This is a genomic window from Blautia sp. HCN-1074 (assembly GCF_037890165.1).
In the GTDB taxonomy this organism is placed as follows: Bacteria; Bacillota; Clostridia; order Lachnospirales; family Lachnospiraceae; genus Blautia_A.
On the sequence record NZ_JBBKBP010000012.1, the window covers coordinates 21,118 to 48,096 of the forward strand.

Annotated in this window: 23 protein-coding genes, 1 tRNA gene and 1 pseudogene; 19 read left to right on the forward strand and 6 right to left on the reverse strand. The window is 40.4% G+C overall.

All coding sequences use genetic code 11. The features are described from left to right. Nucleotides 1-33: 33 nt before the first annotated feature. The 3 genes and pseudogenes from WKT11_RS11270 to WKT11_RS11280 form a co-directional block, all read left to right on the forward strand. Nucleotides 34-849, forward strand: a pseudogene (locus WKT11_RS11270) (DEAD/DEAH box helicase); the annotation flags it as partial. A 264-nt stretch (nt 850-1,113) separates the two neighbouring features. Then, complete coding sequence (gene spoVT / locus WKT11_RS11275; RefSeq protein WP_117676848.1) at nt 1,114-1,662, forward strand: stage V sporulation protein T; 549 nt, start codon at nt 1,114-1,116, stop codon at nt 1,660-1,662. A 97-nt stretch (nt 1,663-1,759) separates the two neighbouring features. Beyond that, complete coding sequence (locus WKT11_RS11280) at nt 1,760-2,965, forward strand: metallophosphoesterase (RefSeq protein ID WP_117676849.1); 1,206 nt, start codon at nt 1,760-1,762, stop codon at nt 2,963-2,965. 105 nt (nt 2,966-3,070) lie between these two features. On the opposite strand, the gene WKT11_RS11285 is transcribed toward WKT11_RS11280, so the two are convergent. Further along, the gene (locus tag WKT11_RS11285; protein ID WP_340284364.1) at nt 3,071-3,697 is read right to left on the reverse strand and encodes a M15 family metallopeptidase; all 627 of its coding nucleotides are present in this window, start codon (nt 3,695-3,697) and stop codon (nt 3,071-3,073) included. 174 nt (nt 3,698-3,871) lie between these two features. Next, the gene (locus WKT11_RS11290; protein ID WP_118516657.1) at nt 3,872-5,335 is read right to left on the reverse strand and encodes a nicotinate phosphoribosyltransferase; all 1,464 of its coding nucleotides are present in this window, start codon (nt 5,333-5,335) and stop codon (nt 3,872-3,874) included. Between the two features lie 358 nt (nt 5,336-5,693). On the opposite strand from WKT11_RS11290, the gene WKT11_RS11295 reads away from it, so the two are divergent. The 3 genes from WKT11_RS11295 to WKT11_RS11305 all read left to right on the forward strand — a co-directional run bounded on the left by WKT11_RS11295 (nt 5,694) and on the right by WKT11_RS11305 (nt 7,732). Beyond that, a tRNA-Gln gene (locus WKT11_RS11295) sits at nt 5,694-5,765 on the forward strand. A 192-nt stretch (nt 5,766-5,957) separates the two neighbouring features. After that, nucleotides 5,958-6,512, forward strand: coding sequence for an RNA polymerase sigma factor (locus tag WKT11_RS11300; protein WP_118516656.1), 555 nt, complete (start codon nt 5,958-5,960; stop codon nt 6,510-6,512). Beyond that, complete coding sequence (locus WKT11_RS11305) at nt 6,509-7,732, forward strand: DUF4179 domain-containing protein (RefSeq protein ID WP_118516655.1); 1,224 nt, start codon at nt 6,509-6,511, stop codon at nt 7,730-7,732. The genes WKT11_RS11300 and WKT11_RS11305 overlap by 4 nt, the downstream gene beginning before the upstream one ends. 207 nt (nt 7,733-7,939) lie before the next feature. Here WKT11_RS11305 and WKT11_RS11310 read toward each other — a convergent pair whose 3' ends face one another. The 3 genes from WKT11_RS11310 to WKT11_RS11320 all read right to left on the reverse strand — a co-directional run bounded on the left by WKT11_RS11310 (nt 7,940) and on the right by WKT11_RS11320 (nt 10,492). Then, nucleotides 7,940-8,845: a hypothetical protein gene (locus WKT11_RS11310; RefSeq protein ID WP_118516654.1), complete on the reverse strand. Its 906-nt coding sequence runs from the start codon at nt 8,843-8,845 to the stop codon at nt 7,940-7,942. A gap of 73 nt (nt 8,846-8,918) precedes the next feature. After that, a complete protein-coding gene (locus WKT11_RS11315; protein ID WP_340284369.1) occupies nt 8,919-9,920 on the reverse strand; it encodes a protein kinase domain-containing protein in 1,002 nt (333 codons plus the stop codon). Nucleotides 9,921-10,057: 137 nt separating this feature from the next. Next, nucleotides 10,058-10,492, reverse strand: coding sequence for a hypothetical protein (locus WKT11_RS11320; protein WP_117676855.1), 435 nt, complete (start codon nt 10,490-10,492; stop codon nt 10,058-10,060). A 245-nt stretch (nt 10,493-10,737) separates the two neighbouring features. Here WKT11_RS11320 and WKT11_RS11325 point away from each other — a divergent pair, with 245 nt between their 5' ends. Continuing rightward, nucleotides 10,738-10,917, forward strand: coding sequence for a hypothetical protein (locus WKT11_RS11325; RefSeq protein WP_117676856.1), 180 nt, complete (start codon nt 10,738-10,740; stop codon nt 10,915-10,917). A gap of 91 nt (nt 10,918-11,008) precedes the next feature. Continuing rightward, nucleotides 11,009-11,719 carry a zinc ribbon domain-containing protein gene (locus WKT11_RS11330; protein ID WP_117676857.1) on the forward strand — a complete coding sequence of 237 codons (711 nt, stop codon included), beginning with the start codon at nt 11,009-11,011 and terminating at the stop codon, nt 11,717-11,719. Nucleotides 11,720-11,915: 196 nt separating this feature from the next. Here the strand turns inward: WKT11_RS11330 and WKT11_RS11335 are convergent, their stop codons facing one another. After that, on the reverse strand, nt 11,916-12,560 hold the full coding sequence (locus WKT11_RS11335; protein WP_117676858.1) for an orotate phosphoribosyltransferase: 645 nt from the start codon (nt 12,558-12,560) through the stop codon (nt 11,916-11,918). 220 nt (nt 12,561-12,780) lie between these two features. Here WKT11_RS11335 and WKT11_RS11340 point away from each other — a divergent pair, with 220 nt between their 5' ends. The 11 genes from WKT11_RS11340 to WKT11_RS11390 all read left to right on the forward strand — a co-directional run bounded on the left by WKT11_RS11340 (nt 12,781) and on the right by WKT11_RS11390 (nt 26,937). Beyond that, on the forward strand, nt 12,781-13,995 hold the full coding sequence (locus WKT11_RS11340) for a MalY/PatB family protein (RefSeq protein ID WP_118609968.1): 1,215 nt from the start codon (nt 12,781-12,783) through the stop codon (nt 13,993-13,995). Nucleotides 13,996-14,160: 165 nt separating this feature from the next. Further along, nucleotides 14,161-14,853 carry an HAD family hydrolase gene (locus WKT11_RS11345; protein WP_340284374.1) on the forward strand — a complete coding sequence of 231 codons (693 nt, stop codon included), beginning with the start codon at nt 14,161-14,163 and terminating at the stop codon, nt 14,851-14,853. A gap of 163 nt (nt 14,854-15,016) precedes the next feature. Further along, a complete protein-coding gene (locus WKT11_RS11350; RefSeq protein ID WP_117676860.1) occupies nt 15,017-15,715 on the forward strand; it encodes a response regulator transcription factor in 699 nt (232 codons plus the stop codon). A 77-nt stretch (nt 15,716-15,792) separates the two neighbouring features. After that, nucleotides 15,793-18,462: a sensor histidine kinase gene (locus WKT11_RS11355; protein ID WP_340284376.1), complete on the forward strand. Its 2,670-nt coding sequence runs from the start codon at nt 15,793-15,795 to the stop codon at nt 18,460-18,462. A 44-nt stretch (nt 18,463-18,506) separates the two neighbouring features. Then, on the forward strand, nt 18,507-19,001 hold the full coding sequence (locus WKT11_RS11360) for a PD-(D/E)XK nuclease domain-containing protein (protein WP_117676861.1): 495 nt from the start codon (nt 18,507-18,509) through the stop codon (nt 18,999-19,001). A 337-nt stretch (nt 19,002-19,338) separates the two neighbouring features. Beyond that, a complete protein-coding gene (locus WKT11_RS11365; protein WP_340284378.1) occupies nt 19,339-20,061 on the forward strand; it encodes an acyl-[acyl-carrier-protein] thioesterase in 723 nt (240 codons plus the stop codon). 343 nt (nt 20,062-20,404) lie between these two features. Further along, nucleotides 20,405-21,232, forward strand: coding sequence for a rhamnulose-1-phosphate aldolase (rhaD, locus tag WKT11_RS11370; RefSeq protein ID WP_117846160.1), 828 nt, complete (start codon nt 20,405-20,407; stop codon nt 21,230-21,232). 143 nt (nt 21,233-21,375) lie between these two features. Then, nucleotides 21,376-22,068 carry an L-ribulose-5-phosphate 4-epimerase gene (locus tag WKT11_RS11375; RefSeq protein WP_117676864.1) on the forward strand — a complete coding sequence of 231 codons (693 nt, stop codon included), beginning with the start codon at nt 21,376-21,378 and terminating at the stop codon, nt 22,066-22,068. Between the two features lie 107 nt (nt 22,069-22,175). Then, nucleotides 22,176-22,397, forward strand: coding sequence for a hypothetical protein (locus WKT11_RS11380; protein ID WP_117676865.1), 222 nt, complete (start codon nt 22,176-22,178; stop codon nt 22,395-22,397). Further along, nucleotides 22,394-23,233, forward strand: a complete 840-nt coding sequence (locus tag WKT11_RS11385; RefSeq protein WP_117676866.1) for a CvfB family protein — start codon at nt 22,394-22,396, stop codon at nt 23,231-23,233. The genes WKT11_RS11380 and WKT11_RS11385 overlap by 4 nt, the downstream gene beginning before the upstream one ends. A 236-nt stretch (nt 23,234-23,469) precedes the next feature. Further along, complete coding sequence (locus WKT11_RS11390; RefSeq protein WP_340284382.1) at nt 23,470-26,937, forward strand: DNA polymerase III subunit alpha; 3,468 nt, start codon at nt 23,470-23,472, stop codon at nt 26,935-26,937. The last annotated feature ends 42 nt before the right edge of the window (nt 26,938-26,979 follow it).

The following is a 26,979-nucleotide window of genomic DNA, read 5'->3' on the forward strand; positions in this document are numbered from 1 at the left end:
TAAAGGTAAAAAAGTTTATCTGTGCTGCGCTTACAGAACAGTAATGAATATGAAAAATACAGTTTTCAGTGTGAGATTATTGATGAGGCACAGTTTATTAAGAATGCCAATACACAGGCTGCTAAAGCAGTAAAAGAGATTCAGACAGGATTTAGACTGGCGTTGACAGGAACACCGGTGGAAAATCGTCTCAGTGAATTATGGAGTATTTTTGATTATCTGATGCCAGGTTTTCTTTACAGCTATAAGAAATTCCGGGAAGAGGTTGAGATTCCGGTAGTTCAGAATTCTGATGAAGATGCGATGAAGCGTTTGCAGAAAATGATACGTCCATTTGTACTTCGAAGATTAAAGAAAGAGGTTCTGACCGACCTTCCGGACAAACTGGAAGAGAACATGTTTGCCCAGCTGACAGGAGAGCAGCAGAAACTTTATGATGCTCATGTAAAACGAATGATGCTGATGCTTGATAAACAGTCTGAAGAAGAGTTTAAATCATCTAAAATTACAATTCTGGCGGAACTTACCAGATTGAGACAGATTTGTTGTGATCCGTCATTAGTCTTTGAGGATTATAAAGGTGATTCTGCAAAAAAAGAGATGTGCCTGAATATGATTCGTAATGCGGTAGAAGGTGGCCACAAAATCCTGCTGTTTTCTCAGTTTACGACAATGATGGATCATCTTGCGAAACGACTTGAAGAGGAGAAAATCAGCTACTATATGCTGACCGGCTCTGTAAGTAAGGAAAAGCGCGCACAGATGGTGGAGAGTTTTAATAAGGATGATACGCAGGTGTTCTGCATTTCTCTGAAAGCCGGAGGAACGGGATTGAATCTGACGGCGGCAGCCTGACAAGAGAGGAATTAGTAGAACTGCTTACTGGAAAATAATAAAAGAAAAATAACGATTTTTGGTAAATATGGAAATGTATATTCTGCCTGTTTTTCCACATAATAACCATACAGCACATGATGTAAAAATTCTTGCAGACAGAAGCGTAAAAATATAATGTTTAAGACATATTTAGACGAAGTGTTGCAGGGAGTGTAAAAAATCTGAAGACTAATATTATAGCCTTCAGAACAGGAAAAACAGGAGGAAGAAAAGTGCATGAAAGCTACAGGAATCGTTCGGCGGATTGATGATCTTGGCAGAGTTGTAATTCCTAAGGAAATCAGAAGAACTTTGCGGATAAAAGAAGGAACACCTTTGGAGATTTTTACGGATCGGGAGGGAGAAATTATTCTGAAAAAATATTCACCGATCGGAGAGTTAAATATTTTTGCAAAAGAATATGCAGAGGCCTTGGCTCAGTCCAGTGGGATGGTGGTGTGTATTACTGACCATGACCAGGTAGTTGCGGCAGCAGGGCAGGGAAGTAGAGAATATGTGGGAAAGCCAATCAGTAAGGCTCTTGAGGAAACGATTTCTGAGAGAGGCTCGGTGTTTGCAAATGGGAATGACAGAAGCCGAATTCCGGTTACACAGGAACAGAGAGAACCATTATATTCACAGATTATGCAGCCAATTATCAGTGCAGGAGATGCAGTGGGTTCAGTGCTTCTGCTTGGAAAGAATGAGAGAGATGTGATGGGAGAGTCGGAGAAGATGCTGATAAAGACGGCAACCGGTTTTCTTGGAAGGCAGATGGAGCAATAATAATTTATAATAAATTAAGAGAATCTTCAGAAACCAATAGTGGCAACTGAGGATTCTTTTTTGTATAATAAAAAACGATGAAAAGGAGGAGCTATACATGATAGCAATTTATTTAGCACCGCTGTATTTGTTGGTGTGTGCTTATATTCTGTTTAGAAGTATACATTGGATTCAGGTATTGCATGCTGTTTTTCAGAATGTGTGGGTGTGCAGGGGAATCGGTCTTGTTTATCTTTTTGTTGTGTTCAGTATTCTGATTGCATTTATGGCGCCGGATTCTGGCTTTCGGAGATTTATGAAACTTCTGAGTAATTATTGGCTTGGCGTTCTGGTGTATGCAATTATGACGCTGGGAATCGCTGATGGCGTGAGATTGATCATTAAATATCCACTGAAGAATATCAATTTTCCGGGAAGAGAGATTCTTTTCAGTAATGTGGGAACTGCGGTCATTGGTACGGTATGTGCGGTGATTATTTCAGTAATAAGCATTTATGGAGTAATCAATGCCGGAAATATACAGACCACGAAGTACGAGATTTCCGTTGGCAAGAAAGCGGGGAAATTAAAGTCGCTAAATGTGGTACTGATTGCGGATCTTCATCTGGGATATAACATTGGATGTCGTCAGATGGAGCAGATGGCAGAGAAAATTAATGCTCAGAATCCGGATCTGGTTGTAGTTGCAGGAGATATTTTTGACAATGAATATGAGGCATTGGATAATCCGGACAGGCTGGCAGAAATTTTGAGGGGAATCCATTCAAAGTATGGTGTGTATGCCTGTTATGGAAATCATGACATTCAGGAAAAGATTCTTGCCGGATTTACTTTTGGTGGCAGGGCAAAGAAGCAGAGTAGTGTGGAGATGGATGAGTTTCTGGAGAAAGCCGGATTTACGTTGCTTAGAGATGAGTATGTATTAATTGATAATGCGTTTTATCTGTATGGACGACCGGATTATGAAAGACCAGGCCGGGGAATTGAGGAGCGAAAGACTGCGCAGGAAATTACTGATAATATGGATTTATCATTGCCAGTGCTGGTGATTGACCATGAGCCGAGAGAACTTCAGGAACTGGCTGATGCCGGTGTGGATGCGGATTTGTGTGGTCATACTCATGATGGACAGTTATTTCCGGGAAATATCACGATTAAATTCTTATGGGAGAATGCGTGCGGGTATCTGAAAAAGGATAACATGCACAATATTGTGACATCCGGTGTGGGGCTTTTCGGACCAAACATGCGTGTTGGTACGAAAAGCGAAATCTGTGATATTGTGATGCATTTTAATTCGTAATCTGTGAGAGTACGAAGCTGTTACAATCTTATTATAGAAATATCTGATGAAGCTAAACAGATAAATATTATAGGTAGTAGCATTGAAAAAATAGAAAAGTACAAATTATGGGACTGTTGTTTCAGGATTTTGTAGAGGTGCCCCGAAGGTAGTGTAGTATTCTTCAAGAGTGAGTCCTGTCAGTGCAAGACAACTGGCAAGTGGACGGGTTACATATCGGATATGCCATGGCTCCCAGGAAATGCCGGTGACGGATTCTTTATTTGCAGGGTAGCGAATAATAAAACCGTATAGAGATGCATTTCTGACAAGCCATTTACCTTCAGGAGTTTCGGCAAATTCTGTAATTAATTCATGATTAACAGCAGGACAGGAAACATCCAGTGCAAGTCCGCTCTGATGCTCACTGGTGCCGGGTAATGCAACATAAGGATTAACAGGAGCAGGAGATATCTGTTGGTATGGAGTGGAGCTGGCAGGATTTGAGTGTCCGATACATAGCTGTTGCTGGCGCTTGTAGGAGCGATATCCGGAGATTCCGGTAAGAATCAGAGATTCTCTTTGTGCTGCCTGTATCAGCATAAGGGCTGCATGTGCGGTGCGGATTTCCAGCAGACGTTTCGGATCACCGCAGGGTGCGTCAAATGGAATTCCGATGTCGGTCAGATTTTCAGGAACATAGTCTGGTGGCAGAGGATGGTCTTTGTTGATCAGACGGGTATACAGATTCATAAGAAAAGCCCCCTTTCCCTTTTATGTTTATGAGGGAAGGGGGACTTTTATGTGGATTAAATTAAACGAATCAAGTAAGAATTCTGTTTTAATTAAAAATATCTACCTGACATGAAGCAGGGAAGTGCTATTATATTTTCAATTTCGATTATAAATAGCTAATAGTTATAGTGATCAGTCAAGAGACTTTTCACTCATTTCTTCAAGAAGATCTTTTTTCAGATCCCATAGTTTCTGGGAAAGGTCTACATAAACTTTCTGTGGATTTACGAAACGTCTGGATTCATCCCAGAGAGTGCCCTGCTCTTTCTGGCAGTAGTCACGAAGTTCCATAACGGATGGAGATTCGTAAACACGTTTTCCAGCTTTGATAACCGGAACGAGAAGCTCGCGGATTTCATATGTTCCACCGAGGACTTTGGTCTTTTTCCATGTGTCGATTGGATCAAAGAGAACCATGTTTTCTTCTTCATTTAATTTCTCATCAGCAAGGCAGATAAGGTCAGCTTTGATCTTGCCTGTTGTCTTGCTGTAGAGACGATATACAGTCTTATTTCCAGGATTGGTAACTTTCTCTGTATTCTCAGAAAGCTTGATCTTAGGCGTAAATTCTGTGCTGTCAGCATCTTTAACAGCAGCGAGTTTGTAGACACCGCCGAAAGCAGGATTATCGTTGGAGGTGATCAGTCTTGTACCAACACCCCAGGAATTAATTTTGGCATCCTGAGCTTTCAGGCTGTCGATGAGGTATTCGTCCAGGTCACTGGAAGCGGAAATGATCGCATCATCAAATCCGGCAGCAGCAAGCATCTTGTATGCTTCCTTGGAAAGATAAGCAAGGTCACCACTGTCGATACGGATGCCGTATTGTGTAAGCGGGATACCTTCTTCGCGCATTTCTTCGAATACGCGGATGGCATTCGGAACACCGGATTTCAGAACATCGTAGGTATCAACCAGTAAAGTGCAGGCATTCGGATAAAGTTTTGCATAGGTTTTGAATGCGGTATACTCATCCGGGAAGCTCATGATCCAGCTGTGTGCATGAGTTCCAAGTACCGGCACATCGAACATTTTACCGGTGAGTACACAGGAAGTACCGGCACATCCGCCAATCACTGCAGCGCGGGCACCGAAAATACCGGCATCAGGTCCCTGGGCGCGGCGAAGACCGAATTCCATGATCGCGTCACCTTTTGCTGCGTAGCATACACGAGCTGCTTTGGTAGCGATAAGGCTCTGGTGGTTAATGATGTTGAGGATTGCTGTTTCTACAAGCTGGGCTTCCATGATAGGTGCAACAACTTTTACAAGCGGCTCTCTTGGGAATACAACAGTTCCTTCCGGGATTGCATAGATATCACCGGTGAACTGGAAGTTGCTTAAGTATTCAAGGAAGTCCTCTTCAAAAATATCCAGACCTCTCAGATATTCAATATCTTCGGTTGTGAAGTGAAGATTCTCAATATATTCAATCATCTGTTCCAGACCTGCTGTGATCGCAAAGGCACCGCCGCACGGATTGGTACGGTAGAACATATCAAAAATAACAGTCTGGTTCGTCGGGTTCTTAAAATAGCCCTGCATCATAGTTAACTCATAGAGGTCTGTGAGCAGAGTAAGATTATTAGCTCTCATGATAAATCTCCTTTTTGGTTAATAATATCTCATTATCTGGAGAAAATTATTATTAAAATTTCCTGTTAAAAGTATTTCCTGCTGTTTCTTTTGACAGCGGAAAAAATGAATTACTGTTTATAAGCTGCTATTTTATCAGTTAAATGTGAAAGAAATGGATATAAACAGTAATGAGTTGTTATTGATTATATCATAATTTCACGCTGAGTACATAAAAAAGTCCCTGAAAAAGGCGCTATTTTCACGTTTTTGAAGAAAAATAAAAAAAATTAAAAAAAATTCAAAAAAGGGGTTGCATTTTCTGGAAGACTATTATATAATACCAATTGTCGCGAACGAAGTAGCGAAAACAAAATAAAGGGCTATCGCCAAACGGTAAGGCAACGGACTCTGACTCCGTCAGTTCAAGGTTCGAATCCTTGTAGCCCTGCTAAATGAGACATCTCGGTATGAGGTGTCTTTTTTTTATGGCTTGAAGTATATGAGTGTTTTGTGTGGGCCTTTTTCCTTTTTTATTGAAAAATTTTGTAACCTATGTATAATTTTTTCGACTTATATGATAAGAAGATGATATCCTGCAGGAATAATCATATCTTATTGAAACAATAAAAGGAGAAATGCGGTGGAGGATATAAAAATTATCGAGTTGTTTTTTAACAGAGATGAAACGGCAATTCAGGAGTTAAGCAATAAGTATTCGGGTTATTGTTATAAAATTGTATGGAATCTTTTGAATAATCATGAGGATGTGGAAGAATGTTTAAATGATACATGGCTTGCTGCATGGGAATATATACCACCCAGGAGGCCATCTGTATTATCTGCATATGTTGGAAAAATTGCACGAGGATTTGCAATTGATTGTTTTCGTAAAAAGCAGGCTGCGAAGCGCATGGATGGGCATGTTGTTGATGTTTGTGGTGAAATGGATGAATTAAGCTTTTCTTATGTAGTGGATGAAAAAATCGCGGAAAAAGAACTGATAAAAATCATAGAAAATTTTCTGAGAAAACTGTCAGATTCAGACAGGGATATTTTTATCAGGCGTTATTGGTATCTGGATTCCATAAAGGATATTGCGAAAAGACATGGCGTATCCCAAGGGTGTATCAAAACAAATTTATGCCGTAATCGAAAAAAACTATATCGTATTTTGAAACGTGAGGTGTTGATATGAAAAAATACTTAGACTTTTCACAAGAGTTTGGAAAGATTGACGAAGAACTGATAGCAGAAGCAGGAAAACCATGGACAATAAAGAGAGGCGATGTTTTCAGGCTGTACAGGCGAAAAATTGGTCAGGCAGCGGCAATCCTTTTGGCTTTTATCACAGTGGCTGGTAATTCGCATGTTCAGGCGGCAGTTAAAGAATTTACTACAAAAATAGGAGAGCTGATGGGATTTTCCAAAGATTTGTCTGCCTATACAGAAGTGATAAATCAGGTACAGACAAAGAATGGGATATCATTAACAATCAACGAGGTAATTTTGGATAATTATAGTTTGATCGTATCAGTAAAACCGGACTATGAAGAAAAAAAGGAAGACTCTCTATATTTATGGATTGATGATGAAAAAACATTGATTAATGGTAAGCGATATCAGAGTTTTAGCAGCACGACAGGGCTAATGGATTTGGACTCTTATACAAAATATGAGATGGATACAGAAATGGTTCTGATGCAGGAGTATGATGGTGTGGAACTGCCAGCTGGAGAAACAGAGATACATCTTGTTTTGGATGTGGGAAGTAGCGCGCCAATTTCTGAGAAAAATCGTTCTGAGAATATTACGGAGTTTGTTTATGACTTTACTATTACAGCAGAGCAATTAAAAGAGCAGACGATACGAAAGAAAATGAATATGGAAATTTCAGGTGGAGACGGATGTAATCTGATTTTAAAGGAACTTGCGATGAACGATTTACATTCCAGGATTACGGCACTTGGGGTGACTCCGGATGATAAATGGCTTAATGAATATGAATTGAAACTGAAAGGCACAGACAGTTTTGGCAATCCAGTGAGTTTTGAAGGTGCAGGATTTGGACCGGAAAATGAATTGAGGTTCGAAACCAGTGTTTTTGGTGATTATGAAGAAGGCGATGTAGTTGATGCGGATAACTTCCAGATGTCGCTGCCAGACAAAAACTGTCAATATCTCGATTTACAATTGTATCAGAGAAAAATCCGGTGGGATTTACAATCAGCAGAACAATTGGATGATGAATATTATGTACAGGAAAAAACTGATTCTGACGAGATATATTCAAAAGAAAATAATTATGGATGGGAACCAGTTGGGGAGAAGTTTCGAATCCAAATAGATGAAGATTTGGATATTGCTGATAAAATTATTGGTGGTGCTGATGAACCAACATATATAGATCTTAAATAAATATCAGAAGATAATTAGTTGAATCCTTTTTTAAGAGTAAATCATCCTAATAGTAAGTATTAAAAAATTATAGAAAACAGGAGGGGGACAAGCCCCTCCTGATAAACTGCGGAGCAGTTATTCGGTGTAGAGCCACGTAGCGAAAGCGGATTGCGAATATCCGATTGAATCTTAAATATGTTGTACCGGAGGAATCTATCAAGTGTGCTATAATTCAAGGCTATCTATTTTTTTCTGTGTTTCAGAAGAGACATGAGGATATACCTCTTTTAGATAATATTGGATATCGTAGTGATCCGGATACTGATAGGTAAAGTCTCCCACTTCTTTTATTTTTTCTGCAAGGTCTATTAGCTTAAGTGCGAAAGTTTCATAGTCTTCCAGACGGGTATAACAGAGGCAGTAAAACTGGAAGAGTACGTACTCGGAACTTCCGTTAGCCTTCTGTTCATCGCATAGTTTCAGAGCGTCTTCGTAATTCTCTTCTTTTATTAAAGCAGAAATAGAAGAAAACTTTGCAGCAGATTGCTGGCAGGCATTCATGCAGGTTTCGTATTTATCCTTTTCAGCAGAAGAAAGCTCCATATTTCCTATTTCAACCATACGTGTATAAAGAGGAGAAGCGTCCAGAATACTTTGCGTTCCCATGACATCAGTAATAAATGTGATTATCACATCGGCGGCCTCATCGTAATTTCCCTCCGCCTCATAAAGGGAAGAATAGGTCAGAGCACCTGCAAAAGTATCCGATGGTGTATTGGTGCTTTCCAGGATGTCTCGTGCTTTTTGCAAATCTCCGTTGTCAATAGCTTCCTGAGCCTGAGTGCAAGGTGTTTCAAAGTTAGGCTCGGGTGTGGAATGCAATGAGCTAAGCAGAAGAACTACGGTGATCAAAAGTATGATACAGGCAAGTATATTGGACAATATAAATGAAAACCTGTATGTGTAGGTATGGTGATTCATGCGACTGCACTGTTCCAGAATCTGCGAGGTATATTCACCGGGAATCTGGTTTCGTAATTCCTGAAGTTGATGCGGCGAGGTAATATTTTGTTTTTTCAGATATTCGAGATTCTGCTGCTTATGCGCGATTTTCAGTAGTTTTTCGTTCATATGATTTCCTCATTGTCAGGATAATAATTAAAGGTAATATAATTGTTCAGTGTTAAAGATAATACTGGAAAAATTAATGGAATAATGAAGCAAGAAGTAATATTAAAAACCCGCAAAGAGCCGAAATAATTGTAGCCTTCAGTGGCGTTGCAGTACGAAGTCCCGGGATATGGCTGAGGGGTAAATTCTTCGGTGGTGCGGTTGATGCAAGTAGTTTTTCCAGATCACGCCTCAAGGCAGAGAGTTTTTTGTATCTCTTAGAGTAATCGGCAGTACATTTAAAAATAATCCTGCGGATTTTTTTGCTGCATTTTCTGCGGAGAGCTTCGGGAGAAATCTGTTTTGGGGATTTTCCCGCGATCATAAATGCGAGGACACATCCAAGGGAATAAATGTCTACTCTGTCGGTTGGATTTTTGAAATCCAGGATCTCCGGTGCTGCGTAAGGGTTGGTTCCGGCAATTACTGTGACCATATGATTTTCATTTTTAAAACGGCTTGTGATGTCGAAATCTATCATCTTGCAGCAGATTTTCTGATGAAGTCCGCAGATATGTCTGTATGGATCGGTAAGCATAGAGAGGCGGTCGGTGAGCAGAATATTCTGAGGTGCAACATCGCCATGCACAAAAGAAAGAGAAGCAATACTTTCCAGTCCAATGCAGAGCTGAATAAGGAAAATAAGAGCTTCTGTTTCAGATAAACAGCCATATTCATTTATGTAATCTTCCAGGGACAGACTTCTCTTTTCGGCAAGCCTCCTTGAGGAATATTTTAGGCATACAGGTTTGCGGATAAATTCATTAATGGAGATAAATTGATTGTCGGCGGATACGACTCCGAAAACTGCTTCTGTATATGGATTCCATACGGTACTTAATTTTTCATATATTGCTGCCTGCTCCGGAGAAATTTCCTTAAGGATTATGGATGTTCTGTCGGCTGCAAGTGACGCGTATTCAGGTTGAAGTTCGGCAGTGTAGATGCTGTAAAAATTTCCATCTTTCTTCTGCTTTGGTGCAGAAAGTTCATCCAGAAAATCAAGATCAATATATTCCTGCAATGTTTTTTGCATAGTTTGTGAGAGTGCCATGATAAGAAAAGTTATCCTCCAAAGTGTTTGATCAAATCGCCAGGCAGATGTTTTTCGTCCGTCTGACTTTTAAGTATAGTATATGGCATGCTCTGGAATTTTGCAAAGAAAATGGCATGTTAATTAAGGGGAGTTAAGTCTTTGGCGAGTAGAATCTCATTGATGTCGTAAAGACTTTTTCTCTGGCGTATTCCACACATGATTTCGAAGTCCCGCTCGTTTTTCGGATAAAAATCTGCCTGGATCAGGCGTTTAAGAATATTTCTGGATTCCTGAAGGCTTAATTTCAGCATAATACAGACAATGATAAGTTTGTCGCGGCTGAGATTCTTATTTCCCTTTAAGAAATCATGAAGATGGGAAGGGTAGATGTTGCACATGCCTGCAAATTTATTGATGCTGGCAGGAATCGCAGCAATACGGTTGTAGAGTTCCAACAGGATTTCCTCCTGTTCAACAAAATGAATGTTTTCCCGGTTTACAGTTCCTCTTTTTTCTATTTCCTGAAAAAGGATGTCAGTGCTTAATTTTTCATTTCCTGATTTTTCTGTCATGATTGTTATTCACCTCGGATTTATAGTGTAAAAACGGGATAAGTTCCCCGTTTAGTTGTGATATTAGTGTGTTTCGCAAAGTGCTTCGTAAAAATATCGTCTGCGAATAATAATCAGTATAGTACCAAGTTGGCAGGAGCGCAAAGTAAATGTAGAAATATGGGGAAAACATACACTGGCAGTGAATAAAACATAGAACAGGCAGGGGTATAATTATATGAAAAAGAAACGTTGGGAGGAAAAAAATGTCGATAGTTTTATGTATTTTGATATTGGTAATGGGCGTGATCGTTCATAAGATTTATGCCAGCTGTGTTACTGTGATTCATTTTGGTTTTCAGAGTGTTTTTACGGAGTGGTTCTGGTGTATTATGGCGGGAGCTATTATTGTAGCACTCGCTGGAAAAGCATTGGGCTTGCTGTAAATACAAAAGAGCTGAAAGAACGATTCAGAAAGTCTGTTGACAGTAAGAATAGAACTGTTATGAGAGACGTAAGGGAAGGCAGGAAAAAGCTATGAAATGTAAAAAGTGCGGAACCGAATTTGACGGAAAGTTTTGTCCGAATTGCGGAGAACCATTAGAGAAGCCGAAGAAGAAAAAGAAGAAAGTCTTATCGAAAGTTATTATTGCGTTGGTAATTATGGCAGCAATTGGAATTGTTGCAGGAGAGAGTGATGACAGTGGCTCCGGAAGTGTAACGAGTACGAATGTGACACAGAATACCTCAGATGCAGCGAGTGTGGAAAGTGATACGGAATCATCAAAGGTGAGATTGTATCAGCTGCTTGGACAGGAATCTGAAGGTGACAGGGGTTACAATATGAGTCAGAAATCAATTGATTTTATCAATGAGCATGAAGATTTGTTCCCTGCTTCAGGAGTAGATACATTGACTCCGTATATAAACAGTGAGATCGGTTACAAAAACATTTCAAAAAGCCCGGATAAGTATGGAGATCAGGTTATGGTAATTGATTATGCCGGAGTATTGCAGATAAGTGAACAAGATGCAGGAGATGAGACACTTACAATATTACAGGCATATGATGATGAGGGCGAGAATTATATGGTATATTATTTTGGAGAATTACCGAATGTGCTGGATGATGATACTGTAAAGATTTACGGAATACCTCTGGGAACTACAAGTTTTGATAACATCAGTGGTGGAACTACACTTGCTGTTGTACTTGGCGGATGTTATGTAGAAAAAATACAGGAATAAGAAGACGTTGGTCAGGAATAGGAATATTTCTTAAAACGATAAGTTGATTAAATATAGTAATATATGATATTGAAAAAAGGCTGCAGATTTACGAAGTTATATTCGTTAAAACTGTAGCCTTTTTGATAAGTGTATAGCCTCTTTAGCTTGTGTGTCTGTCTAAATCCTAAAGTACTTAGAATATTGTAAGAAAACCTTACAATGCAGAATATCCGTAACTGCTGACAATAGCGTCAATTTTTTGCTTCTTCTGGCACATTGGGCAGTTGTTGGAAGGATAGGAATGATAATCTGGTACATCCTTGGCATTGAAAATGGAGTGTACAGGGAGAGAAGCGACACTGTCAACTCTGCTGAAAATGGCAGCAACGCCTCTTATGATACCGCCATAATACAGGATGCTTTCAATTGATTTTGATAAAGTGGAACCGGTAGTAATAGAACCATTCAGAATCAGGATATTTTTACCTTTGATCATTGGCTGATAATTATCGCGGAAAATAACCTGTCCGGAATTTCCTAATTCAGGTGTGATTACATAAATTGTCTGGTGAGCATTCAGAGAGAAGATGCCGGCTTTCGTCAGTTCTTCTGAAAGATACGCGCCAATTACTTCCAATCCATCCATACAGATGATGGTGTCAATCGGGGTAGAAACTTCATAATTGGAAGCCAGTTCATGTGCGATATTTTGTGCTTCTGCAGTTCTTGACTTCATGGTTGTAAGGTCAAGATAGTGCGTGATATGGGACTGGGATGTTACAAAATGTCCTGGAATTACTTTGAGCTGAATACGACTGTCACTGCGGGCATAAATTTTTGTCATGTTTTCCTGATTCATAAAAATACCTCCCATTCATTTTTAATCTTTTCATATTGTACCATTGTACAGCGAAAAAATAAATAAAATTGTGCAAAATTAATAAAAAACAAGTAGCTGTTACAATGGTTTTGTGGAATTGAGATGAAGGGAATGGTATAATAAAATTCTCCGGGCAGAATTGCCCTGCGGTGGAGGGAAAATTATCCAGAGTAAATACGAAGTGGAGGAAAATGTTAATATGAAATACGATTTTACATCAATCATAGACAGACACAATATGGATGCGATTGCAGTAGATGGATTAGGAACAAGCGCAATGAGTCCCGCGAAGCCAAAAGAGGGATTTGACATCATTCCAATGTGGGTGGCGGATATGAATTTTCCAACGGTACCGACAATTCCGGAGGCAATCATTGAGCGTGCAAAACATCCGGCATATGGATATTTTTCACCGAGAGAGGAATATTTCCAGTCTATTATTGACTGGCAGACGAAGCGAAATGGTGTGACAGGACTGGAGAAAGACCATATTGGTTATGAAAATGGTGTGCTCGGATGTGTGGTTTCCGCACTGACTGCTTTTGCAGCGCCGGGAGATGCGGTATTGCTTCACAGTCCGACATATATAGGCTTTACCGGAAGTATTGGAAATAATGGATTTAAAATGGTTCACAGTCCGTTAAAGAAAGATGAGAACGGAATCTGGCGTATGGATTTTGAGGATATGGATGCGAAAATTAAAGCAAATAACATTCATGTGGCAGTTTTTTGTAGCCCTCATAATCCATGTGGACGAGTATGGGAGAAGTGTGAAATTGAGAAAGCAATGGAGGTTTATAAAGCAAATGACTGCGTTGTAATTTCTGATGAAATCTGGTCTGACTTGATTCTGGAGGGCTATAAACATGTTCCGACTCAGTCTGTAAGTGAGGATGCACGAAACAGAACAATTGCGGTGTATGCGCCAAGTAAGACTTTTAATCTGGCAGGACTGGTAGGAAGCTATCATATTATTTATAATAAATATCTGCGAGACAGAGTTGTGGCAAAGAGCAGTAAACCACATTATAATGAGATGAATGTTCTGTCTATGCACGCGCTGATCGGAGCATATAAGCCGGAAGGATATGAGTGGGTAGATGAACTGCGTCAGGTGCTGACCGGAAACGTAGACTTTGCCTGCAATTATATTAAGGAACACTTTGAGGGAGTGGAGGTCAGCCGCCCACAGGGAACTTACATGCTGTTTCTGGATTGTACGAAATGGTGCGAAGAACATGGAAAGAGTATTGATGAAGTGCAGAAAGCAGGATGGGATGTCGGTGTTGCATGGCAGGATGGAAGAATGTTTTTGCACCCATGCTCAATCAGAATGAATCTGGCACTGCCGCTTAGCAGAGTAAAAGAGGCGTTTGAGAGACTGGATAAATATGTGTTTAACAGAATCAAGTAAGTCCCCTGCGGAGGTTGCGAAGAGCAATAAGCAGAGTGTATCCGGATGAAGACAGGAAGCTGATAAAATCAGAGGAGTAAATCAAATCATAAAGCTAAATTACAAAGCCATGTTCATAAGCAGAAAAACTGTCAGAACATAGCTTTACAGAAAGAGGAATACAAAATGATAAAAGCAGTAATCTTTGACATTGATAATACATTGTATGATTATGATAAAAACCATATTTACGGTATGAAAGCGTTGGCGGATTATTGTGAGAGTGCGTTTGGGGTATCTGGGGAAGAGATGAAACGATGCTATAAGGAAGCGCAGAGAATTATGCTGGACAGAATCCGGACGGATACGGCGGCTATTCACAGTCGTCTGCTTCGAATGCAGATTATGTTGGAATTATGGGAAAAGCCGTTGTTTCCACATGCTTTAAATATGTACCATGCATACTGGGATACACTGATCCGACAGGCACAGCCATCACCAGGGGTTCAGAAATTTATGCAGGAACTGAAAAAGCGGGGAATACGTATTGGAATTGGTACGGATATGACTGCTTATGTTCAGTATAAAAAATTAAGTGCTTTGGGGTTGTATTCTTATATTGACTTTATTGTAACCAGTGAGGAAGCCGGTGCTGAGAAGCCAGATTCACATTTATTTGATATCTGTGTGGAAAAAGCCGGATTTTCTGCGAATAAATGTGCATTTATCGGTGACAGTCTGAAAAAAGATGTGGAAGGTTCTGCAAAATGTGGGCTGAAAGGAATCTGGTATACACAGGGAAAAGAGCCGGAAATCGAAGCAAAATTCCCGGTGATAAAATCATTTGAAAATTTGAATATTGAGGAACTTCTGAAATAATCATAAGAAAATCTTAAGAATTTGTCCCTTTCATATTAAGATACTTTGATTATTCTAATAACAGAAAAACATAAAAGATGTTTAAAAACCGGAAATTTAATTGCAGGACTTTTAAAAGTTATGGAAATTGAGACGGGGATTTGAAAAGAGGGAGGTGTATGAAGTGGCGAATATTCTGGTCTGCGATGACGATAAGGACATCGTGGAGGCAATCAGCATTTACCTGGAACAGGAAGGATATACGATTTTCAAGGCGTATGATGGCCTGGAGGCAATTAATGTGTTGCGAAGTCAGAAAGTAGATCTGCTGATTATAGATATCATGATGCCGAAACTTGATGGAATCAGGGCTACTTTGAAGATAAGAGAGGAGAATCCGCTTCCGATCATTATTCTTTCTGCGAAGTCAGAAGATGCGGATAAGATTCTGGGATTAAATGTAGGTGCTGATGATTATGTGACCAAACCGTTTAATCCACTGGAACTGGTGGCACGAGTGAAATCACAGCTTCGAAGATATACAAGACTGGGAGCTGCAGTGCCGCAGGAGAGCGCTCATGTTTATGAAACCGGAGGGTTAAGTGTCAATGATGATCTGAAAGAGGTCCGGGTAGATGGAGAATTGGTAAAACTGACGCCGATTGAGTACAACATTTTGCTTTTACTGATGAAGAATCAGGGCAGAGTTTTCTCTATTAACCAGATTTATGAAAATATCTGGAACGAGGAAGCCGTGGCGGCAGATAATACGGTAGCGGTGCATATCCGGCATATCAGAGAGAAGATTGAAATCAATCCGAGAGAGCCAAGATACCTGAAAGTTGTGTGGGGACTTGGATATAAAGTAGAGAAGATATCGTAAAAAATGACATTAGTCAGTTAACAGTTATTTTTGGCGAATAAATTATCATTATCGTTGTATGACAGCAAGATAAATGAGTGGATAAGAATAAAAAGGAAAGGGACAAAACAATGAAAGGAAAGAGATATAGAAGCAATTTTGCCAAGACAGTCTGGATCGTGATTGCACATCTGGCTGCGGTTGCAGCAGCAGTCTGCATGGTAGCTTTTGTCGCACTCTATGAGAAAGGAATCCGTCTGGATGACAGAAATAAAAATTATATTGAATCAGAGGAATTTAACAATGAACTGCGTCAAAAAGGAACGGATATTATCGGTGGTTTATCTGTACAGGAGGATATAAATTTTCTTAAAAACGCAGGTTCATCAGCAGTGATTGATCTTTTTGAATTTAAGGAGAAAGGTAACTCACGGGATGCCATTAAAGAGCTCTCAATGAAGGATGTTTCTGGTCTTGCATATTCTGTAAATGATATTCTGGAATGGGCGAAGGACTGGGATGGAAGCGAGGCATATTATGATAATGGAAATATCATTCAGTGCCGGACAACTGATGGAACCAGTCATTGCTTTTATCTTGATGATTTCAAAAAGAGGATAGCAGAGGGAACCCTGAAAATTGATTATAATAAAGATTACTTTGATTTAGATGCAGATGAATTCTGGGACAAAACAGATGCTCAGAAAGTGGATGTGGCATATGATCTGGTTTATTGGAATTCAGATGAGAGCCAGAATATTGGAAGTGTCACGGATGTTACGACCGGGGTGGAATACTCAGAGACTTATTTCCTTTCAGTGAATGGACTTGCAGAGAAATTTGCACCGCAGGGAGCGGATAATCTTCTGGATGCAGTAAATTCCAGTGAGGAATGGAGTGGAAGTCCTCGGGGAGCTTACGATGAACTGGCTAATCTTCTGGATTGTATCAGTTCCGTACAAAATGATGCCAAAACTTATGAATATACAGTTGCACAGGACAATTCTTTTCAGCCCACAGGGGAATGTGAGGAAGGGAGTAGTAACCTCACATATCTTTTCGCGGATAAAAAAGCAAAGACAGTCTATACAAATAAAGAGGCATACGGTGACTACACACAGCTGGAGCAGAACCTTGAGAAGATACTTAAGGAGCATACATTTGCGGTTATTTACCCGGATTTAAGTGAATGTGTTACAGATATTCCAAATATCAGCCTGCAGGTATGGAATCATACGATTAAACAGAGCCTTGATACAGAAGATTTTGTTTTTGCAGTCAATGTAGACACTGAATTTCCGATAGCAGATTCTATTGCGTCTGATGCAGAGACTTTTGAAAAATATGCAAATTTGATGCTGCCGGTATTGCTTGGAACTATTCTTAGTTGTGTGATCTGGCTGATCAGTATGATCTGGCTGACAGTGGCAGCAGGAAGAAAACCGGAAGATGAAGAAATCCATCTGAATAGTTTTGACAGATGGTATACAGAAATCGCGGCGGGAGTTGTGACAGGGGTATGGCTTGTTGGTTTTATGGGAATGGTAACAGTGATTGCAAACTCACTGATCGGGACTTTCAACAATATGCAGATTCTGATAATTTCACTGGTAATATGCGGAATTTATACAATGGCATGGTTCCTGACAGGATATCTCAGCCTGGTAAGAAGAATCAAGGCAGGTACGTTCTGGAAAAACAGTTTGCTTAGAAGAATTTTGAAATGGATTGGAAAATGCAATAGAAAGATCGTAGATTTTATTGGCAGCTTTTCTCGAAATACATCAGAAAAAATAAAAGTTCTGTTTGGTATTGGCGGATTTGTGTTTTTACAGTTTATGATAAATGCGTCAGGAGTATTTGCGTTGGTGCTGATCGTGGCAGATGTAGCGGCAATCGTTTATGCAGTTCGTAAAGTGGATGGTCTGGATCTTATTATGGACGGACTGAAGAAAATCAGTGACGGAGAATTGCAGTATAAGATTAAAACAGAGCAGCTTACCGGAAAATACAAAGCAATGGCTGAATATATCAATAATATCGGTGACGGTCTGGATGCTGCGGTGGAGAACAGCCTGAAGAAAGAACGAATGCAGACAGAACTGATCACAAATGTTTCCCATGATCTGAAAACGCCGTTGACATCTATTATTAATTATGTAGATTTACTGAAGCGTGAGAATCTGACAGACCCGCAAGTACAGGAATATTTGCGTATTCTGGATGAGAAATCCCAGAGACTGAAGGTGTTAACTGAGGATGTGGTGGAAGCGTCCAAGGCAAGTACCGGGAATATCAAATTTGAGATGAACGACATTGATTTCGTGGAAATGGTACAGCAGGTTATCGGAGAATTCGAAGAGAAGTTTCAGGAAAAGAACCTTACCATGATGGTGCATTTTACAGATGAGCCGTCCATGATCTACGCAGACGGACAGAAAATGTGGAGGGTCCTGGAGAATGTATTTGGTAACGTTGTGAAGTATGCAATGGAAGGAACCAGAGTATATGCGGAAATCAGCAACAGCAATAAGAAAGTGGTCTTTTCCTTGAAAAATATTTCTGCACAGCCACTGAACTTCTCAGCAGATGAACTGACGGAGAGATTTATCCGTGGAGATGTTGCCAGAAATACAGAAGGAAGCGGACTCGGTCTTTCCATCGCCAAGAGCCTGACGGAATTGCAGGGTGGAGAATTTAAGTTGTATCTGGATGGAGATCTGTTTAAGGTAATGATTACGTTTGCTGCGAATATGTCGAAAAAATAGTATGGTAAGTATGGAAATGGTCTGATAAAATAGAGATATAGTTTTTGTGTAAGGCCATAAGTATCTTTACGGGAACAAACAATTTTGTTTCCGATACAATTACCGCCGCAAGGTTTAATGAATACTTTGGCTTTACGCAGAAGGATGTTGACCAGCTTTTAATAGATGCGGATGTTTCGGAAAAAACGGAGCAGGTCAAAGTATGGTATGATGGATATCATTTTGGAAAAACGGATGTATATTGTCCCTGGGATGTGATGAACTATTTGCGGGATCTTCAGGAGAATCCAGATGCAAAGCCGACAGGATACTGGAAAAATACCAGTGATGTTGTGGTATTGGACTCAAGAAATGGCAGGGTAGCTGTTTTTGAGGCGAAATACTCTAAGACTTTGGAACATATGGAATCAGATTGCGAGAAAGCTGTCCGACAGATAAATGATAGAATGTATGCAGAAGAGTTTGCGGATAATTATGATGAAGTGTTCTGCTACGGAATTTCCTTCTATAAAAAAAGATGTATTGTGTTAAGAAAGTAATAGAAAGCAGGAAGTTGTTGAGGTGTGTTATACCCAAAAGCTTCCTGCTTGTTTTTTTTTGATGTTGTAATATTTTAATTAGTATTAAAATTCTGGTAAGAAAAATGCTCAGTCTTGCGAAATATGGTGATACATAGCATAATAAGTAATGATAAAAATATAGTAACTGTTCAGTACCTTCACAGTTACGAGTCAAAATCCATTAAAAATCGCCTTCGGCGATGGGATTTTGACTTGTATGTCTCAGGATTTTGGCATGTTCATGCCAAAACACCTCGCGGGATAGTAGACTGCTGAATAGTTACAAAATATATTCATATACAGAGAGGAAAAGCGGATGAACTACAGTTTTAACAGCAGAGTCAGATATAGTGAGACAGGCGAAGATGGCAGACTGACATTGCCAGGGATTTTGAATTATTTTCAGGATTGTTGTACGTTTCATGCGGAGTCGATTGGGCTTGGAGGGGACGTTCTGAAGGCGAGAAACAGAGCATGGGTACTTTCTTCCTGGCAGGTAGTGGTGGATGAGTATGCAAAAATGGGAACAGAGATCAAGATTATGACAGTACCGTATGAATTCAAAGGATTTATGGGAATGCGTAATTTCGTTATAGAGGATACTGAAGGAAAAAAACTTGCGTGGGCAAATTCCAACTGGACACATCTTGATATCAGCATGGGACTTCCTGCCAGACTGACTCCGGCAGATACAGATAATTATGTACTTGGTGAAAAGATGGAAATGGATTATGTACCAAGAAAAATCAAACTTCCGGAGGATATGATTGCGCAGGAAGCTTTCACGGTACAAAAACATCATCTGGACACAAACCATCATGTAAACAATTGCCAGTATGTATGCATGGCAGAAGATTTCCTTCCGGAAAGTTTCAAAATATACCAGATGCGCGCAGAATATAAAATGCAGGCAAAGCTTGGAGATGTAATTTGCCCGAAGGTAAAAACGGAAACAGATAAAGTGGTTGTATCTCTGGATAATATAGAAGGAAAAGCTTATGCGATAGTAGAATTCCTGAAAAAAGAGGGAGATATTTAAGCGAAAAATGTCTGTAATTATTCACTGATTTATTGATGATGACAGATCTGAGAAGTTACTGTTATCTGTAAAAGTCCTTATAGGGATAGGGATATAGATGATAGATATACAGAAATGCAAAAAAATTGTGAGACATTACAACACATAACTAAAAATAAGGAAAAAAGTTTCATACACAACTGACAAATATATTCCAGAATCCACATGTGGTTTCGTGAGAGTTTTTTTGAATAAATTGTTTACAAACCACACAAAACAATATATACTAAAGCTGTAAACAACAAGAAACAACGAATTGTTAAAAATAAACAACATAAAACCACAAAAATGGAGGATATATATTATGAAAATTCTGGAATCTAAATTTGTACAGGGCTTTATTAAAATGGCCAATGACGGTTATCAGCAGGGCTGGCATGAGAGAAATGGTGGAAACTTAAGCTATCGTCTGAAACCGGAAGAAGTTGAGATGATCAAACCTCGTCTGAATGCACCTGGAGAATGGACACCGATCGGAGTAGAGGTTCCGGGACTGGCCGAAGAGTTTTTCCTTGTGACAGGAAGCGGTAAATATTTCAGAAACATTATCGTGGATCCTGAGGTATGTCTGGCAATCATTGAACTGGATGAGACAGGAACGAACTACAGAATCCGCTGGGGACTCGTCGAAGGTGGCAGACCTACCAGCGAACTTCCGACTCATTTGATGAACCATGAAGTAAAGAAGAAACTGACAAATGGAAAACATCGTGTTATTTATCATGCACACACAACAAATACGATTGCACTGACATTTGTTCTTCCGCTGGATGACAAGATCTTTACCAGAGAATTATGGGAATCTGCTACAGAATGCCCGGTTGTTTTCCCGGATGGAGTTGGAGTTGTCGGCTGGATGGTACCAGGCGGAAGAGAAATCGCTGTAAAGACAGCAGAACTGATGAAGAAATATGATGTTGTCATCTGGGCACATCATGGTATGTTCTGCTCCGGTGAAGACTTTGACCTTACATTTGGTCTGCTTCACACAGTAGAGAAATCCGCAGAGATTCTTGTAAAGATCCTGTCTATGACACCAAACAAACTTCAGACAATCACACCGGATAACTTCCGTGCACTTGCAAAAGACTTCAAAGTAAGCCTGCCGGAAGAATTCCTGTATGAAAAATAATTAACATACAAGTTGGTACATGTACCGTACAAGTGTTATAATACAGATATTAATAAGGGATTTTCCGGATGGGATATGCAAAACCGGAATATCTGAAAGATACTGCAATTAATATCTGAAAAGCAAAAGGAGAGGTACGAATTATGCTGGAAAAATTAAAAGAGGAAGTTTACAAAGCAAACATGGATCTTCCGAAATACGGACTTGTTACATTTACATGGGGTAATGTCAGCGGAATTGACAGAGAATCAGGACTTTTTGTTATCAAACCAAGTGGAGTAGATTATGATTTACTGACGCCGGACGATATGGTTGTTGTTGACCTGAACGGAAATAAAGTTGAGGGAAAATATAATCCATCTTCTGATACAGCAACTCATGTAGAACTGTACAAAGCATTCCCGAATATCGGAGGCGTTGTTCATACACATTCTTCATGGGCAACAAGCTGGGCACAGGCAGGAAGAGGAATTCCTTGCTATGGAACAACTCATGCAGATTATATGTACGGAGAAATCCCATGTGCACGTTGTCTGGAAGGCAAAGAATTTGATGAATACGAGAAGAACACAGGACTTCTGATCGTTGATATGTTCAAAGACAAAGATTACGAAGCAGTACCAGCTGTACTTTGCAAAAACCATGGACCATTTGCATGGGGCAAAGATGCTCACGAAGCAGTACATAACGCAGTTGTTCTTGAAGAAGTTGCCAAGATGGCGGCACGCTGCGAGATGATCAACCCACAGGTAAAACCTGCTCCACAGGATCTGCAGGATAAACATTATTTCAGAAAACATGGTGCAAATGCGTACTATGGACAGGGTAACAAATAAGAAAATATTTATATAAGATAAACTATCATAAAAACTTCTGAAAAGAGTATAAAAGTTACTGTTCACTCCGTGCACGGTAACATACAATTCTTTTCAGAAGTTTTTTTGTGACAGCGCATTGTGCCGCCTTTATTATTTGTGTTATACTGAAATGCAAAGCTATAGCAATTCCAGTATTTTATGGAACTGCTATAATGTCAGAGGATATAATTATAGCAGGTCAGGAAATAATTGACCTGCTTCTAAAGCATGATAGAAGGACAAAAAATACTGGCATGAGATATCAGAAAAACAAAAAAGCAAGCAAAAACGAAATGGAGATTATATGATAGAGTTAGGAAAAAAACAGAAATTAACAGTAGTGAAATCCGTAGATTTTGGTGTGTATCTGGCGGAAGATATGCACGCAGATGCAAAGAACAGAGTACTTCTTCCATCTAAACAGGTTCCGGAGGGAACAAAAGAGGGAGATAGTATTGAAGTGTTTATCTATAAGGATTCTCAGGACCGTCTGATCGCAACAACCAAAGAACCGAAACTTCAGGTAGGACAGACCGCAGTTCTAAAGGTATCTCAGGTAACGAGAATCGGCGCATTTCTTGACTGGGGGCTGGAGAAAGACCTTCTGCTTCCATATCATGAGCAGACTTTGAAGGTAAGAGAAGGCGAAGATGTACTGGTAGCTCTCTATATTGATAAGAGCAGCCGTCTCTGTGCAACGATGAAAGTGTATCATTATCTTTCTACCAGAACTCCTTACGTAGTCGGAGATATGGTTAAAGGCCGTGTGTATGAGATCAGCGACAGATTCGGTGTGTTTGTAGCAGTCGATGATAAATATTCCGCGCTGATCCCGGCAAGAGAGGCGAAAGGAAAATACCGTCCGGGTAAGATTCTTGAACTGCGTGTCAGCGAAGTAAAAGAAGATGGGAAAATGAACGTCACAGACCGTCAGAAAGCATATCTGCAGATCAATGAAGATGCAGAAAATGTACTTGAAGTAATCAATGAATTTGCGGGAGTTCTTCCTTTTGATGACAAGGCATCACCGGAGGTCATTCAGAGGGAATTTGGACTGAGCAAAGGTGCGTTCAAACGTGCAATCGGTCATCTGATGAAAGAAGGCAAAGTAGAAATCAAAGATAAGAGAATCTATGCGAAATAAGATTTTAGCAGTTGTTTAGTTAACCGTGAGAATGCTGAACAGATGCAATTATTTATAAGGATAGAATACGTAAACTGTATAGTCTGGCAGAGATAGTTCTGCCGGACAAATTTCTTTATAGAAATATTATTTTAACCGGATAAACTGTAAAACAGCTATTCGGTGTAGAGCTATGTAGCGAAAGCAGATGAGTCTATCTGCTTGGTTTGGTAAAACAGAACAGGAGAGAACAAAAATTGGAGTTTACACATCTTCACGTCCATACAGAGTACAGTCTGCTGGATGGTTCTAATAAAATAAAAGAATATGTAGCCCGTATCAAAGAACTTGGGATGGACAGTGCGGCGATCACAGATCATGGAGTTATGTATGGTGTGATTGATTTTTATCGTGCAGCGAGGGCCGAGGGAATCAATCCGATCTTAGGGTGTGAGGTATATGTGGCCCCGGGTTCCAGATTTGATCGTGAAGCGGGAAGCGGCGAGGACAGATATTACCATCTGGTTCTTCTTGCTGAGAATAATCAGGGTTATGCAAATCTGATGAAGATTGTTTCTAAAGGATTTACAGAGGGCTTTTATTATAAGCCGCGAGTAGATTTGGCTGTATTAAAAGAATATCATGAGGGAATTATTGCACTAAGTGCCTGCCTTGCCGGTGAGGTTGCCAGATATCTCCAGAGAGGAATGTATGAGGATGCAAAGGCAGCAGCCCTGCGTTATCAGGACATTTTCGGAAAAGGAAATTTCTTTCTGGAATTACAGGATCATGGAATTCCGGCGCAGCAGGTAGTGAATCAGGAACTGCTTCGCATGCACGAAGAGACAGGTATCGATCTTGTTGCAACAAACGATGTGCATTATACAAAAGCAGAGGATGCAGCACCACATGATATTTTGCTTTGCCTGCAGACAAACAAGAAGCTGGCAGATGAGGACAGAATGCGTTATGAGGGTGGACAGTATTACGTAAAATCTCCTGAGGAAATGGCGCAGCTTTTTCCATATGCATTAGAGGCACTGGAGAATACACATAAGATCGCGCAGAGATGTCATGTAGAAATTGAGTTTGGTGTGACCAAGCTGCCGCGTTTCGATGTTCCGGATGGTTTTACCTCATGGGAATATCTGAATAAGTTATGTTTTGAAGGACTGGAGGAACGTTATCATCCGGTCACAGAAGAATTAAAATCCCGACTGAACTATGAGCTATCTACTATCAAAAATATGGGCTACGTAGATTACTTCCTTATAGTATGGGATTTCATCAAATATGCACGCGACCATGACATCATGGTAGGACCGGGACGAGGTTCTGCGGCGGGAAGTCTCGTAGCTTATACGTTAGGTATCACACAGCTTGATCCGATCCGATATGATCTGCTCTTTGAGCGGTTCCTGAATCCGGAACGAGTATCCATGCCTGATATTGACGTTGATTTCTGCTTCGAAAGAAGACAGGAGGTTATTGAATATGTACGTCGCAAATATGGCGATGACTGCGTGGTTCAGATCGTTACCTTTGGTACTTTGGCGGCCCGCGGTGTTATCCGAGATGTCGGACGTGTGCTGGATATGCCTTATGCACAGGTAGATTCCATTGCAAAAATGATTCCTCAGGAATTAAACATTACCATTGATAAAGCCCTGACCATGAATCCTGAACTGAAGAAAGCGTATACAGAACAGGATGATGTTCATTATCTGATTGATATGGCAAGACGTCTGGAAGGTCTTCCGAGACATACTTCCATGCATGCGGCAGGTGTCGTAATCAGCCAGAAAGATGTATCCGAATATGTACCTCTTTCCAGGGCACAGGATGGTTCGATTGTTACCCAGTTTACCATGACGACACTGGAAGAACTGGGACTTCTGAAAATGGACTTCCTGGGACTGCGTACACTGACAGTTATCCAGAATGCAGCGAAATTAATCCAGAAGGATACGGGCGTTACACTGGATATGCAGAAAATTGACTATGATGATAAGAAAGTTCTTGATTCTCTTGGCACTGGCCGTTCAGATGGTGTGTTCCAGCTTGAAAGTGCGGGAATGAAGAACTTCATGAAAGAATTGAAACCGCAGAGCCTTGAAGATGTAATCGCGGGAATTTCCCTGTACCGTCCGGGCCCGATGGATTTCATTCCTCAGTATATCCGGGGCAAAAACCGTCCGGACACGATTCGTTATGACTGCCCGCAGCTGGAGCCGATTTTGCAGCCTACTTATGGATGTATCGTATATCAGGAGCAGGTTATGCAGATCGTGCGTAACCTGGCTGGTTATACTTTGGGCCGAAGCGACCTGGTACGTCGAGCAATGTCCAAAAAGAAGGCCTCTGTCATGGAAAAAGAGCGCCAGAACTTCGTTTATGGAAATGAAGCAGAGGGAGTTCCGGGATGTATTGCAAATGGAATCGACGAGGCGACAGCGAATAAAATTTATGATGAAATGATAGATTTTGCAAAGTATGCATTTAATAAATCTCATGCGGCGGCTTATGCAGTTGTTTCCTATCAGACAGCGTATCTGAAATACTATTATCCGGTAGAATTTATGGCGGCGCTTATGACATCAGTCATTGATTTTCCAAATAAGGTTGCAGAATATATTCTGGTGTGCAGACAGATGGGAATTAAGATCCTGCCGCCGGATGTCAACTGCGGAATGTATGGATTCTCAGTAGATAACGGAGCTATCAGATATGGACTGTCTGCAATCAAGAGCGTCGGCCGTCCTGTTATTGAGAGCCTGGTAAGTGAGCGTGAGCAGAACGGGGAGTATAGTTCCCTGAAAGATTTCATGGAGCGAAATACGCAGCAGATGAATAAACGTGCTGTAGAGAACTTTATAAAAGCAGGAGCGTTGGACTGTCTGGAGGGTAACCGCCGTCAGAAGATGATGGTTTACCAGCAGATTTCAGATAGTATCAGCCAGGACAGAAAGAATTCTCTGGTCGGACAGATGAGTCTTTTTGATCTGGTCAGTGAAGAGGATAAAAAAGAATTCGAGATCCGCATGCCGAATGTGGAGGAATTCGGAAAAGAAGAACTTCTTGGATATGAGAAAGAAGTTCTGGGAATTTATCTGAGCGGTCATCCGCTGGAGAATTACCGGGCAATGATGGAGAAAACGATCTCCGCAAAAACTTCTGATTTCCAGCAGGATGAGGAGACGAATCTTCCAAAAGTCATGGACGGTCAGAAAGTGATCATCGGTGGAATGATTACGGATAAAACAATCAAATATACAAAGAATAACAAGGTCATGGCATTTCTTACAGTGGAAGATCTTGTCGGAACGGTAGAAGTAGTTGTTTTTCCACGTGATTATGAGAAAAGCCAGCAGTTTCTGAATGAAGATGCGAGGGTATTTATCCAGGGAAGAGTATCCGCGGAGGACGATCGAGCCAGTAAACTGATCCTTGAAAAGATCCGTCCGTTTGACAATATGCCAAGAGAGATCTGGATCCAGTTTGATAATAAAGAAGTGTATGCACAGCGTTCACAGGAACTGCTTGAAGACCTCAGACGCTCCCCTGGTGACAGTGCCGTTGTAATCTATCTGAAAGATGTAAAGGCCATAAAAAAGCTTCCGGTTGGTTATCATGCACAAATACAGGATTCATGGATGAATTACATGTACGAAAAATATGGTCAAACCAATGTTAAAGTTGTAGAAAGAGGATTGAAAAACTTATAAAAATGCGCTAAACTATACCCGAATATGTGTATAGTAAAAATG

Coding starts and splice junctions, on each gene's coding strand:
- spoVT (WP_117676848.1), top strand. CDS start 1,114: ATGAAAGCTACAGGAATCGTTCGGCGGATTGATGATCTTGGCAGAGTT.
- WKT11_RS11280 (WP_117676849.1), top strand. CDS start 1,760: ATGATAGCAATTTATTTAGCACCGCTGTATTTGTTGGTGTGTGCTTAT.
- WKT11_RS11285 (WP_340284364.1), bottom strand. CDS start 3,697: ATGAATCTGTATACCCGTCTGATCAACAAAGACCATCCTCTGCCACCA.
- WKT11_RS11290 (WP_118516657.1), bottom strand. CDS start 5,335: ATGAGAGCTAATAATCTTACTCTGCTCACAGACCTCTATGAGTTAACT.
- WKT11_RS11305 (WP_118516655.1), top strand. CDS start 6,509: ATGAAAAAATACTTAGACTTTTCACAAGAGTTTGGAAAGATTGACGAA.
- WKT11_RS11310 (WP_118516654.1), bottom strand. CDS start 8,845: ATGAACGAAAAACTACTGAAAATCGCGCATAAGCAGCAGAATCTCGAA.
- WKT11_RS11315 (WP_340284369.1), bottom strand. CDS start 9,920: ATGCAAAAAACATTGCAGGAATATATTGATCTTGATTTTCTGGATGAA.
- WKT11_RS11320 (WP_117676855.1), bottom strand. CDS start 10,492: ATGACAGAAAAATCAGGAAATGAAAAATTAAGCACTGACATCCTTTTT.
- WKT11_RS11325 (WP_117676856.1), top strand. CDS start 10,738: ATGTCGATAGTTTTATGTATTTTGATATTGGTAATGGGCGTGATCGTT.
- WKT11_RS11330 (WP_117676857.1), top strand. CDS start 11,009: ATGAAATGTAAAAAGTGCGGAACCGAATTTGACGGAAAGTTTTGTCCG.
- WKT11_RS11335 (WP_117676858.1), bottom strand. CDS start 12,560: ATGAATCAGGAAAACATGACAAAAATTTATGCCCGCAGTGACAGTCGT.
- WKT11_RS11340 (WP_118609968.1), top strand. CDS start 12,781: ATGAAATACGATTTTACATCAATCATAGACAGACACAATATGGATGCG.
- WKT11_RS11345 (WP_340284374.1), top strand. CDS start 14,161: ATGATAAAAGCAGTAATCTTTGACATTGATAATACATTGTATGATTAT.
- WKT11_RS11365 (WP_340284378.1), top strand. CDS start 19,339: ATGAACTACAGTTTTAACAGCAGAGTCAGATATAGTGAGACAGGCGAA.
- rhaD (WP_117846160.1), top strand. CDS start 20,405: ATGAAAATTCTGGAATCTAAATTTGTACAGGGCTTTATTAAAATGGCC.
- WKT11_RS11375 (WP_117676864.1), top strand. CDS start 21,376: ATGCTGGAAAAATTAAAAGAGGAAGTTTACAAAGCAAACATGGATCTT.
- WKT11_RS11385 (WP_117676866.1), top strand. CDS start 22,394: ATGATAGAGTTAGGAAAAAAACAGAAATTAACAGTAGTGAAATCCGTA.